This window comes from Bifidobacterium imperatoris (assembly GCF_002860405.1).
Taxonomy (GTDB): domain Bacteria; phylum Actinomycetota; class Actinomycetes; order Actinomycetales; family Bifidobacteriaceae; genus Bifidobacterium; species Bifidobacterium imperatoris.
The window spans coordinates 15,787-28,029 of record NZ_NMWV01000017.1; the positions used below are offsets into that span (position 1 = coordinate 15,787).

A 12,243-nucleotide genomic window follows, 5' to 3' on the forward strand; every position below is an offset into this window, starting at 1 on the left:
GGCAATGCCGCATTGGCTACGGCTGTGCCACGGGCTGAACGTAGGCGTGAGGCCACGGATCGCAAGCTGATGCATGCCACGCTGCAAATCGCGGTGGAGCGTGGCATCAGCGGCGTAACCATTGAGGAAGTGGCTCGGCGTTCAGGCGTGGCCAAAACCACTATTTACCGCCGCTACCATAATTCCAATGAATTGCTGCGCGGCATTAGCGCCATGTACTTGGTGAATGCGGATTCGGAGCCTGTGCCAAGCCCAACGCGTGAGCATTTTGCGCTGTTGCTGACGAAACTGGTGGAATGGGTACGCAGCAACAACATTGACGTGCGCAGCGTGGGCATTGTGCTGTCCAGTGAAGCTGAATTCTTCCACCATATCGTTGATCAGGTGGTGACCCCGTGGCTCGGCAAGCTGAAAAGCTTCCTCGACTTGGGAACCACCCAAGGCGTATTCCGTTCAGGGCTTGACGAACGACTGCTACTGTCCACCATTATCGGCTCGCTGGTAGCCTATGAAGCTATTGATCAGCGGCCAGCCGACGACAATCTCGCCGCATGGCCGCAGCGCATGACCGACCTCCTCTGGCCCGCGCTGCTGGCGTAGTTGCTACTCCTGGATGGAAGCCTCTTGGCGGGCGATTTCCAGGGCCTTGTTGAAGGCGTCGGACGTCCAGCTGGCACCGGCCACCTTATCGACTTTGAGGTCCTTCAGTGGTTTGCCGTCGACTACGCCATTAATGGCCTTGGCGAAAGCATCCTGGTGAGTCTTGGAGATGGTGGTGAATGGATGACCCACAATCTCTACGTTTTCGACGTTGCCATCTTTGATGGTCAGATGAACGTCGATGGAGTCCTCCCCCACCGGGCCGTACTGGCCGTTGATGGAGTATTCGCCATCCTTGTAATTGCCGGTGTCTTTCTTATCCGACGTGGTGCTGGATAAGTTGTCTTGCGAGGAATCAGAGCTGGAATCAGATGAATCAGAGCCGCTCGACTGTGACTGTTCTTCCTGAGATTTCTCGGTTTCACCGGAATTACCGGCGTATTGATCATCCATTGGAGTTGCGGAAGACTCACCGCAGCCGGCCAGCAATGCACCGGCTACAACCAGCCCTGCTGCCGCCAATGTAGCGGATTTCTTCAGCGTAGTGGTATCAGTCATATTTATTCCTCGCCGCCCGTTTTCGCCGCCTTGGTGGGGTCGGCGAACCCGATGGCAGTTTCACCGGTTTGCGCGCCCTCTACCTTGGCACCAGTGGATGCCGGCTTACCGCCAGCAGCCTCATACGCCTCGCGGGCTTTCTCGTCATTCCACTTCTCGCCCACGAGCACACCGTGATTCAGCATAATCTCGCGCTCGGCGCAGCTGGCCACCAGCGCATCATGCGTCACCACAATAATCGTGGTGCCCTGTTCGTGCAGTTGGCGGAACAAATCCAGCACAATCTTCTCGTTTTTCTCATCGAGATTACCGGTCGGCTCATCAGCCAGAATCAGTTTCGGCTCATTAATCAGCGCGCGAGCCACGCACACGCGCTGCTGCTCACCACCGGAAAGCTGGCCCGGCAGATGGTGAGCACGATCCTTCAAACCCACCTTTTCCAAGGCTTCCAACGCCTGCTTTTCATCGACTACGGAATGGTAGTACTGTGCCACCATCACATTTTCCACAGCGGTCAGATGCGGCACCAAATAGAACTTCTGGAACACCAAGCCGATGAGGTTCTTGCGCACGTCAGCCAGCTGGCCGGCGTTCAAATCCTCCAGCTTGCGGCCTTCGAGCTTCACCGAGCCCTTGGACGGCGTATCCATGCAGCCGATCATGTTCATCAGTGTGGTTTTGCCGGATCCGGACGAGCCCACAATGGCCAACCACTCGCCTTGCGGCACAGTCAGACTCAGGTCATCCACGGCATGCAGGTCGCCGTAAATCTTTGAGATATGGTCAAGTTCAAGCAGCATATCCATGATGTTTCTCCTGATTTGTTTTAAGTGTATGTGGTCTCGGCGATTGTCGTCCTCCTCCTCAGTCGCCCTTGGCGAAAGCTCCTTTCGGAGAGGGGAGCCAATGGGGGGGTTATTCTTCGCGAAGCACTACGGCTGGGTCGATGCGGGTTGCGCGGTGGACAGGTGGAATGGACGCGATAACGGCAACCAACGCGGCCAGAATCACGGAACCGGCAGCCAACCACCAGTTGAAGCCAATGGAGCGGTCGAACACAGCCACGCACAGCCATTGCGCGAGACCGAAGCCAATCGCCGTACCAAGCAAGCCGCCAAGCAAGCCGTACATGGCCGATTCCACATAGAACTCAGTGCCGATAGCGGCAGAGCTTGCGCCCAAAGCCTTGCGCAGACCAATCTCGTTGCGGCGCTGGGAAACAATCGAGCTGATGGTGGTACCCACACCCACCAGCGTCAGCACCAGCACCACAAGCGACACAATCCAGAACAGGGTTTGCAGCATGGTGATGATGCGCGTATCCGAAGACGTGATCTTCGTGACCGGTTGAGCCTTGACATGCATTGAAGTCATGGAGTTAATGCTCTTAACCAGCGCGTTGAGGTCTTCGGTACCGGCCGAGTATTCGATCACGTCCACGCCGCGCGAAGTGCCGGTGAGCTTGTTGACGTCATCGTTAGTGGCGTAAATGATGGAATCCTCGTTGCCGCCGGTATCCACAATGCCGGAAACGCGGAATTCGGTGCCGGAAGTGTCCATGATATCGCTGGAGACGCGGCCATCCTGGGTGGGCTGATCGGAAGAGGTAGAGGAGTTCGCAGAGGACTGCGAACCAGTGTTGCTGGAGGTCTCTCCCTCAGTCTCCGCGTTCGCGGAGCCAGCTCCCTCGTCAGAGGGAGCCGAAGTGGTACCGGACATATCCATGCCCTGCATCGAGGAATTGCTCGAGTCGGTTCCGTTGGAGGCAGTTCCCTTGTCAGAGGAAGTCGAGGTAGCGGTGGAGCTGTTGTCTGAGGCGCGGTAGCCGATGGTGATGCGGCTGCCGACTTCGAGGCCTAATGCGTCAGCCACATCGCGGCCAATCATCACTTTGCCAGCCGACGGCCACTTGCCGTCCACTACCCAGTGATGATTGAGGTTCTTCACTTCAGCGGTGTCAATACCGGCCATCACATAAGGTGCGGCATTCACGCGCACGTTCTCATATCGGTAGGTGGCGTGCTTCTCGTAACCTTGAGCCGCCACCATTTCGGTAGTGTGCTTCACCATCGCCGAATCGATGCCGGCTTTGCCATCTGCACCGGATTCAGTGGGAGTCACAATCAGATTCGCGCCATATGCGCGCATTTCCTCGTTCATTTGCTGCGGCACAGCAATACAAATCATTGCCAAGCAGAACAGTGTGGCAGCGCCGACCAGCGAGGCCACAACGGCCATCACCGCACGCGAACGGCGGCGGAACACCGCGCTAAACAGCATCCTGAAGAACATACCGGTGTTCGTCATCGGATTTCTCCTTTCACGCTCCTACAGGCTCCCCTTGTCAGGGGAGCTGTCAGCGTAGCTGACTGAGGGGTAGTCGACACCAAACAAACTCGAATAGACTCACCGGCCATGGAGCACCTCCGCGGGCTTCAAGCTCAGAATCGAGCGAATGGACGACGCGGAAGCCAACAGCACAGTCACAGCCAGCAGCACGAAGACCAGCACAAACACCATCGGACGCATCGTGATGCCCGAACCGAATACCACATGACCTATCAATTGAGCCACGCCCGAGCCAAGCCCAGCACCAACAATCGCGCCCAGCAGCGAAATAGCAGCGGTTTCCGCCATCATCAGGCGCGAAACCGCACCATCCGTGGCACCAATCGCCTTCAGCAATGCCAGTTCGGAAGAACGCTCGCCAATCGAGGCAACCATCAGATTCGCCACTGCCACAGCGGCAGCAATCAGACTCAGCACAGTCATCAAAATCATTACAGCCTGCGTTTTTTGCAGCACATTGCCCTGCAATGCCGCAACCTGACGCACCTGCTTGGCTACCGCTCCCGGAATCACCTCTTCAATCTGATAGGCAATCGAACTTGGGTAAGCGGTGCAGTACCAGGTTTCCCATTCATCCTGGCTCAAAGCGGCAGGATTCTTGGCAGCCTTGCGAGCCAAGTCGTTTTCCGGAGTGGTCAGCGCCTTGACTTCAATCTTGTTCACCGAATCCGGCAGATCAGTCAAATCCTGCAGCTGATTGGAGGAAACATACATGGCGCTGTTGTCGTCATCGCCGGAATCGTAGACGCCGACGATCTTGAAATCGATGGACTTATCGCCGCGCATCAGCGAAACAGTGCCGCCAACTTGCACGGCGGCTTCATCCTCGTGACCATCAACTTTCACGCCGAGCGACTTGGCCAGATCCTTACCGATAACGGCTTCCTTGGTGCCGTCCTTCGGCCAACGGCCTTGCAGCGACCACCAGGAGCGCATGCCTTCAACGCCCACCACCGTGGTTTCGCCGGAAGCCAGCTTGAGCTTTTTGTTGAACCAAGTACCCACCACCGGCACATTCTTTTGCGTGGGGTAATCGGCAAGACTCACCGCCCAGCCGTTGCCTTCGGTCACCGGCTTGGTGTTGATGGCGGTGACGTGCTGGTTCAGCTCGGGCGCGAAGTTGGTGATATTGAACGCCCAGAAAATCGTCTTGATTTTGGCAGCGTCCGATTCCTTCAGGAAGGATGTTGGATCGCTGGCCGAGGCGGAACCACCGGAAGTGCCGGCGTCGCTGCCCTCGGTGTTGTAGAGGTCGGAGACCACGGCATCCGACTTGGGTTGCACGGTGATATTCGAACCGTAGGTGGATAGTTCGGCGTTGAGCTTATCGCCCACGTCGAAGACCACGCCCAGCATCGAAACGCTCACTGTGGCGGATAGGCACACGGTCAGCGCGATGAGCAGACGTCTGCGCAACTGGCGTGTGAACGACCGCGCAATCATTCGCAGAAAGAACATTGCGTTCCTCCTTTTCTTAGGCTCCCCTTGTCAGGGGAGCTGGCTCGCTTGGCGAGACTGAGGGGTAGTTGCTAACAGACATGCAGTGTGCTGACTACCCCTCAGTCAGCTTCGCTGCCAGCTCCCCTGACAAGGGGAGCCTAGTGGGGACTACATCTACTGGAAGTGGACGCTTAGGGCATCCAGATCGGCGGTTTGGATGGTGATTTTGCCGTTGCCGGTCTTGTATGGGAATGGAATCGGGTTGCAACCGCCCTTGAAGCCGATGGTTGCCAGATTGATGGCCACCTCGCACTTCTTGCAGATGATCTTGCCGTTCTTCTCGTAGTAGCCTGCGTCACCACAGTTCTCGCAGGCATCAAGGCCGATGCCGTATGCGCCACCATTCTTACGGATGATGATGAAGCGCATCACCGTGCCATCCTTGGCCTTGTATTCGAAGCGATGCAGGTGGCCATCCTCCACCTGAGTGAACGGAATAGTGGCCACGCCGTCCTTCAGCGAATAGGATTCGGGCGGCGAAAGCGTAATGGTTTGATGGGTTGCGGCCACGCCCACGGTCAGCGTTGCGGTAACGCCGATCATGGCTACCAGGCTCCACACAGCGGCGGCGATGGCGTGACGGCGGAATGCCTTATGGCGGCGAAGCGTGGCCTCATTGGCACCGGGCACATCGTGGGTTTTCATGCGGAAGCCCGCCACCACGGAAGCCACGGCAGGAATCAGGAACACCAATGCCTGCGCCATAATCATCGAAGAATTCTGGTTGATGGACCAAGCGAGTGCTACGAACATCGTGTGATTCATCGGGAAGCCACGCGCTTGCAGAATCTGCGCAAGGCCAGTGAAATGCTGCACCAGCAGAATGGCCATCATTGCCACGACGGCCACGGTGAATGCCCAACGCACTGCAGTGGTGCGCATGGTGCGGAAGATGGCGGCCACGATAATAGACATGGCCACACCGAGGAGGAATCCGAGTGCGCGCAGCAGCATGGCGGAGGTGAATGCGGTTTCGCCCGGCTCCACCCAAATGGTGAGCTGCAGAATCACGTCCGGCAGCGCGTAGAACACGGTGAGTGCGATCTGCACGGCGGCCACTGCATTGGCCACGTGCATCCAGGCCTGATGCTTGGCCCAGTTATGAGTGATGCGAGAGGCGCAGAGCACGACGATCAGTGCCAGTACATCGACGATAACGGCCACAATCAGCACCGGATAGTTGATAAACGTACGCTGGTTGATGACTGCAGTGGCTCTCAGGGCCGCGAACACGATAGCGGCAACGACGCCAATACCCAGGCCCCACAGTCTCCAGTAGGCGCTCATTGGCTTGTCGCGGCCTTCGCCCACGGTGAGCATCACGCTCAAACACATGACCAGCAACGCTGGGGCCAGCGTCCCCGGCATTACCGCAACGAATTGTTCCAGCATTCGCGCCCTTTCTTAGACCGCCTCTGGCTCCCCTCTCTGAGGGGAGCTGTCGGCTTCTGCCGACTGAGGGGAGGTTCATACAATTATGCCTTTTATCTGCCAAAAGCCCCCTCTGATGAGGGGGCTGTCAGTACAGATGACTGAGAGATGATTCATATTGCGGCTACGCCGCCTTCTCTCCCTCAGTCACAGCTTCGCTGTGACAGCTCCCTCATCAGAGGGAGCCGAGAAGGAACATGATCACCACTGGCGAGGAGTGTAATCCCAGTTGTCGAAGGTGACTTCGATCGGCTCGGTCCAGAAGTGGCCCTTGACGCCGGTCTCAGGATCGACGTGGAGCATCCAACCCTTGGCAGCCGGGGACTCGATGGAGAGCTTGAGCTGGTAGGTGCCAGCCTTGTCGAGCTTGACGTTGGCGCCGTAGTGCGGGCCATCGGAAGCGTTCATCTGCATGAAGGTACCGGAGGTAGCGGTGCCGCCTTCCACTTCCTTGCCGGTGGACTTGTCGATGATGGTGTAGTTCACGGTCAGATCCGGCACGAAGTCACCCTTGCCGTAGCCGAGCTCGGTGCCCTTCTGGTTGGCGTGGATGTCAGCCTCGAGGTGGAAGGAAGCGTCAGCAGCCTTCAGACCCATGGAAGCAGGCTCCATATCGATCGGCTGGAAGTACACAGCGCCCACGGTCAGCGGGCCGGCGTCCTGATCCTGCTCTTCAGCGGTGCCGGAAGGACCGACCGGGACTTCCTCGAAACCAGCGCCGGAATCGGAGGAGGAGTCGCTGCTGGAGGAGTCAGAGGACTGGGAGGAGGAGTCGCTCTTGGTGTCGGATGCGGAGTTGGTGGAACCGCAGGCGGCCATGGACACGGTCATAGTGCCGGCGAGCAGCAGGCCGAGCAGAGCGGCCAGTTTCTTGTTCTTCATCATTTCTCTATTCCTTTTCTCTGGTGAATCAAGATTCACGCTTGTTATGTTCAGTTATGTGATGTTCGCGGTGCGGATTGGAATGATTAGCATCGAATCCAAGGCCTTGCCGCAAGTCTGTTGATTGTTGAGTTGTTTAGTTCTCAGCTGATTGTTCAGCCGCAGCTTCCTTGGTAGCCGATGCTTCAACAGCAGCCGATGCCTTGCGCTTGTGCTGCTTGATAAAGCCGACTACGAACAGTGCAATCACTGCGATGGCGGCAATAATCTGAGCCACGATGCATTCGACGTACGGGTAGAAGCCGAGCCAATCATTGGTAGGCACACCCTGCAGATAGGTGGCAGGCAGTGCGTCGCCTTCGATGAGCGAGTGCACACCGCCGCCGGCGAAGACGACTACGAGCACCGACATCAGAATCGACGTGACCAGGAAGAACGGACCAATCGGAATCTTCACCGAAGTGAAGCGAATGAGCAGGAAGATGAACACGAGCACCACAGCGGCGGTGATGCCACCGACCCACATGCCGTGCGTATCCTGGCTCATCGTGTAAATCGACTGGTAGAAGATCACGGTTTCAGCACCCTCACGGAACACAGCGAGGAAGCTCAGCATGGCGAGCGAAATCACCGTGCCGAATGCCACATGTTCGCCGGAGGAAACCTGCGAGGAGGCGGACTTGACCGCAGCCTCGGTCTTGTTCTTGATGTAGCGGTTCCAAGCTTCCACCGAAGACTTGTTCAGCATCCAGTTACTGGTCCACAACAGCATGCCCATAGCCACCAAGGCGCACACGCCTTCCATGATTTCCTGGATTGGGCCGGAGCCGCCGAATGCGAGCACGAAGATCACGGCCACCAGGCCAGCGCCGGCGAGACCGGCGACAACGCCCAAGTAAATCCACTTGGAGAAGCGCTTGTTGCCAGACTTCACCAGGTAGGCGATCACAGCGGCCACCACGAGCAGGGCTTCGAGACCCTCACGGATAAGAATCAGGAATGCCTGGCCGGAAGCACTGGTGATGAGCTTGGTGAGTCCGCCTTCCTTATCGGCGGCACCGCCGTCAAGAATGCCGGCGTCCTTGACCAGCATGGCCTTCAGGTCATCGATAAGCTTCTTGGTGTCTTTCAGGGATGCGCCGGTGTTCATGGACTTGCGGCACATCTTGAACTGGTATTCCACCTGCGAGACGCGGTCGCCGCTGATGGCGTTCATCACGTTCTTCTCGAAACCGAGCTTCTCGTAGTACTGGTAGTAGGCGTTGTTCACCAAGGTTGCGCCCTTGGCACCATCGCCTGCCGCGTATGCCTTGTAGGCATTGTCGAGAATCGGGGTCATCTCGTTGGCCACGTCGGTCCAGGAGCGGTTGCCCTTGCCCGGATTCTTCTTCTTTTTGGCGTCGAGCTCCTTGCGCTCCTTGGCCAGCTGCTTCTGCAGGGCTTCGGCGTAGGCCTTCGGCTTGGCAAGCGACGTGTTGGCGTCGAGCTGCTGAGCTGTGGCATCAAGGTCGGCGGTCAGCGCAGTGATCTGCTGATCAAGCTGGTCATCATTGCCGGCCGTATACGACAGATTCTGGATGCTCTGGAACGCTTGCTGCTGGGCGAGCTGCTTATCCGCACCGATGGTGTCGTGCACCACGGCGGTGAAGTTCGAGGCCACATAAATCTGGTTGTAGGCGGCCATGAAAGCGGACGTGGAACCAGCAGTATTGCCGTCCTTATAAGTCTTCTGGCCTTCTTCCAGCTTTTTATCCATCGCCTTGGAAACCTCAGTCCAAGTGGCGTAGTCAACACTGCTGGAGCTGGAAGCCGTGCTGCTATCAGCGAAAGCCTGCGGTACGGCAACCACAGCAGGTGCAACAGTAGCAATCACCAGAGCGAACAGGAATGCTATCGCAGCCAGAACGCGCAGCTGACGTACGCTGTTATGCTCAGCGGATTGTGCAGCAGACTGTACGCGGGCGCGACGAACCATGCCATATTCCTCTCTCTATGAACGGCCTTAGAACCAAAACCAACTTCACAAAATACAGAAAAACTTTTTTGAAAAACAGTCTTGATTTTTTTGATAGTGCGAGGTAATTAAGGCACCGTTTGCACCAGATATTGCCGAAAAATGTCTCACTATTTGACCACAGGGCGCTCAGTATCGCGCTGCTTCCCGCAATGTGAACGCCATTGCTACGAACAACGGCAGCGTAAAATACACCGGAATCGGATACCAGAACAGCGCTTCAGGCGAAGCATAGAGCGACAGTACCGTGAACACCAGCAGACCGTATGCAGCGAGCGCCTGAGTCGGTATGAATCCGGCAGCCGACTGACCAGCATTGCCGTACCGCTTGTCGTCCTCGTCTTGCGCAAGTTTCTTCCACCGAATAGTCTGCACCAGCAGAAGCACCCCCAATCCGAGCGGTATCCACGTCACATACAAAGCCATTGCAGTCAGCGGATTGTCCGCGCGCACCCATCGGTGGATGAATAGCAGCACATCATGCTTCCACTGTGGTTTGTTCGATGTTCCCATCAGCGGAGCAAGATCTCGTTTGATAGTGCGCAATCGCTGTGATTCGATAGTCAATCCACCTTCGGAAGCAGCATTCGCGGTTGCATCACTCGTCTTTTTCCCCGCCCCTGCCGGCAAATACGACGCCCATTGTTTCAGATATCCAGGCGTGAATAGGTAGTCGGAATCGGTCGGGTAGGCAAAGTTTCTGAGCGGATTCCACCATCCGCGCATCACACCGGCATACGCCTTCACATATTCGCTGGGATTGGCGGCACCGAGTTGAGCCCATGCTGCAACTGCCGCAGCTTTCTGGCGCGCAGTCGGCACTGGGTGGTTTGGCTCAGGTTTGGTGTACAAGGTGGCGAATGTTGCATTCGTGCGCTGTGGCTCGATATTGGCGGCTGCCTTGCTTAAGTCCATGATTGCATTGAGGCTGTTGCGCTGAGAGTTGCTAATAGCCGCTGGATTATCGTGTGCGACCTGGGCAACCGGCTGAGTGATTAGCCCCCATACCTCACGCCCGGGCGAATGGTTCGCCTGCGTTGCTGCGGCGGCAAGCGGCGACCAGATAGCTTGAGCTGCAATGATGGCAATGGCGAGGCACGCGAACGCGCGGAATCGATTACTCGGTCGCCGAGATACAGCGCTTTGCGAGCGCCCGACACATGCCGCAATCATGCCGATGCCGCTACACAGCACAATCAGCAGAGCCGTCCGTTTGGATGCAATGGCGGCAAACATCAGCACAGTGAAGACTACGGCTACCGGAATTCTGCGCAATATTGCGCCTTTTGTGCGGCAGACCTCAGCGAATATCACAGCAAGCGGTAGGAAGAAGACCGTGTGCAGCGAATCTTTGCCCATAGTGGCGATGGAACCGACCACCACATAGCTGGTCGCGAGATAAATGAGCCCCAGTATCAGCAGCCATCGCGGGGCACCGATTTTGCGGATATAGCACAGCAGGAACGCACTGCAGGCGGCAAGCGCTGCGGCTTGGACCGCCGTGTACATGGCTTGGCCGGCGAGCGGAGTGCCGAATAGTGCGCGGCCGGCATCCCAGAAGAGCTTGAACATCAGCGTATCGAACAGTGGATGCTGCGTGTAATAGTGGTGGATGCCGGAAGCTTGGAGGTATTGCGCGAGGGTATCGTCGCGCATAGATCCGGGCCAAGTGAGTATAAGCCAAGACAGCCATGCGATTGCGATGATGAGCACGTATGGCAGAAAATGAGTTCTGAGCGCGGCCGTAAGCGTGGATGGGCGACGGCTCGCAAGAATCACATGGGTTCTGCGCACGAGTTCGAATCTCGTATCCTCCGCCAACATTTTTCCGCCCCTACCGTGAGCATACTCATCGCTTTGCACGTCTTCTTGCATGGTTGATTAGCCTAGGTTGATTACGCGTGGAGGCATTCCACACTTATCAAAAAATTCATGCAACTGTCCGAATTTGTTTACAGATAAGCGACATGTGACTACACGACACACTCCTGCTCCCAAGCGGAACCATACGAATACGACACGCCGAGCATGCATTTTCTCACGAGCTATGGTAGGTTATTCGAGTTGCCTACGGAGCTTGCTTCTAGCAAACATCGCAGTGCATGGAGGATTCGCCTAGTGGTCTATGGCGCACGCTTGGAAAGCGTGTTGGTGTAACAGCCTCACGAGTTCGAATCTCGTATCCTCCGCCATCGCCGGAACCTTTGATTCCCAAAGGATTCCGGCTTTTTTCATAGGTGCCGGTGTCGTTATAGGGTGCTCGTTCTGGGGGTTATAGGCCAAATTGTGTGTCTGGTGGCCTAGTTGTTTGATGTCCATTCGACGTGGGTGTGGAAGTCGTTCCAGTCGATGCCGGTGCCGTATCGCATGGGAATGCCGAACGTCTCGTGCATGCCTTGTGGGCTTTGCTCCCATGCGTGCTTGTAGAGGTCCTCGAGCCGCCGGTCGGTGATCGCGTTGGCCGCGAGCCACGCGTCCGTCTCGGGGCGTTCCGTGTGCTGGTGGCACCACCAGCAGATCGCCTTCAGCCGTCGTATCAGGCGCAGGCCGCGATGATGGCGCAGCATGTCACGCAGCCGACCGTTCCATGATTCGACGAGGTTGTTCGTCGACGGCACCGGACCGGCGGCCATGAGCTCCTCGTCGAGGAACGTGAGCAGCTGGTCCTCGCGGATGCGTCTGCGGATCATGCGCCTGGCCTTGACGAGCCGCTGGTGCGCGTCGTTCACGCTGCCGTCCGCGTACCGGCTTTGCTCGTCGAGGAAACCGGCGAAGTCCTGCTCCCATTGGTTGTAGGAGACGAGCCACGCCGCCGCGTCATCCTTGTTCCTGACGCGCGCCAACGCCACGGCGATCCGACGCAGTCGTCTGCCGGCCTGAAGACGCGGCCTCATGCCGGTCAGTTCCAT

The 12,243-nt window shown here is 57.3% G+C and carries 9 protein-coding genes, 1 tRNA gene and 1 pseudogene; 2 read left to right on the forward strand and 9 right to left on the reverse strand.

Annotation, left to right across the window (positions count from 1 at the left end):
* Nucleotides 1-69: 69 nt before the first annotated feature.
* Nucleotides 70-600 (forward strand): TetR/AcrR family transcriptional regulator, encoded by a 531-nt coding sequence (locus Tam1G_RS06990; RefSeq protein ID WP_101625976.1) that lies wholly within the window; start codon nt 70-72, stop codon nt 598-600.
* A gap of 3 nt (nt 601-603) precedes the next feature.
* Here the strand turns inward: Tam1G_RS06990 and Tam1G_RS06995 are convergent, their stop codons facing one another.
* From Tam1G_RS06995 to Tam1G_RS07030, 8 genes are all read right to left on the reverse strand, one after another.
* On the reverse strand, nt 604-1,158 hold the full coding sequence (locus Tam1G_RS06995) for an FMN-binding protein (protein ID WP_101625969.1): 555 nt from the start codon (nt 1,156-1,158) through the stop codon (nt 604-606).
* A gap of 2 nt (nt 1,159-1,160) precedes the next feature.
* Nucleotides 1,161-1,958: an ABC transporter ATP-binding protein gene (locus Tam1G_RS07000; RefSeq protein WP_101625977.1), complete on the reverse strand. Its 798-nt coding sequence runs from the start codon at nt 1,956-1,958 to the stop codon at nt 1,161-1,163.
* 115 nt (nt 1,959-2,073) lie between these two features.
* Nucleotides 2,074-3,465: an ABC transporter permease gene (locus Tam1G_RS07005; RefSeq protein ID WP_165781938.1), complete on the reverse strand. Its 1,392-nt coding sequence runs from the start codon at nt 3,463-3,465 to the stop codon at nt 2,074-2,076.
* Nucleotides 3,466-3,564: 99 nt separating this feature from the next.
* A complete protein-coding gene (locus tag Tam1G_RS07010; protein ID WP_101625970.1) occupies nt 3,565-4,965 on the reverse strand; it encodes an ABC transporter permease in 1,401 nt (466 codons plus the stop codon).
* A 156-nt stretch (nt 4,966-5,121) separates the two neighbouring features.
* Nucleotides 5,122-6,399, reverse strand: coding sequence for a DUF2318 domain-containing protein (locus Tam1G_RS07015; protein ID WP_101625971.1), 1,278 nt, complete (start codon nt 6,397-6,399; stop codon nt 5,122-5,124).
* Between the two features lie 240 nt (nt 6,400-6,639).
* Nucleotides 6,640-7,323 carry an iron transporter gene (locus Tam1G_RS07020; protein WP_101625972.1) on the reverse strand — a complete coding sequence of 228 codons (684 nt, stop codon included), beginning with the start codon at nt 7,321-7,323 and terminating at the stop codon, nt 6,640-6,642.
* Nucleotides 7,324-7,456: 133 nt separating this feature from the next.
* Nucleotides 7,457-9,295: an FTR1 family iron permease gene (locus Tam1G_RS07025; RefSeq protein ID WP_101625973.1), complete on the reverse strand. Its 1,839-nt coding sequence runs from the start codon at nt 9,293-9,295 to the stop codon at nt 7,457-7,459.
* 168 nt (nt 9,296-9,463) lie between these two features.
* The gene (locus Tam1G_RS07030) at nt 9,464-10,990 is read right to left on the reverse strand and encodes a DUF6020 family protein (protein ID WP_165781939.1); all 1,527 of its coding nucleotides are present in this window, start codon (nt 10,988-10,990) and stop codon (nt 9,464-9,466) included.
* 448 nt (nt 10,991-11,438) lie between these two features.
* Here Tam1G_RS07030 and Tam1G_RS07035 point away from each other — a divergent pair.
* Nucleotides 11,439-11,526 (forward strand) — tRNA-Ser (locus Tam1G_RS07035).
* A 108-nt stretch (nt 11,527-11,634) separates the two neighbouring features.
* On the opposite strand, the pseudogene Tam1G_RS07040 reads toward Tam1G_RS07035, so the two are convergent.
* Nucleotides 11,635-12,243: pseudogene (locus Tam1G_RS07040) on the reverse strand (IS256 family transposase); the annotation flags it as partial.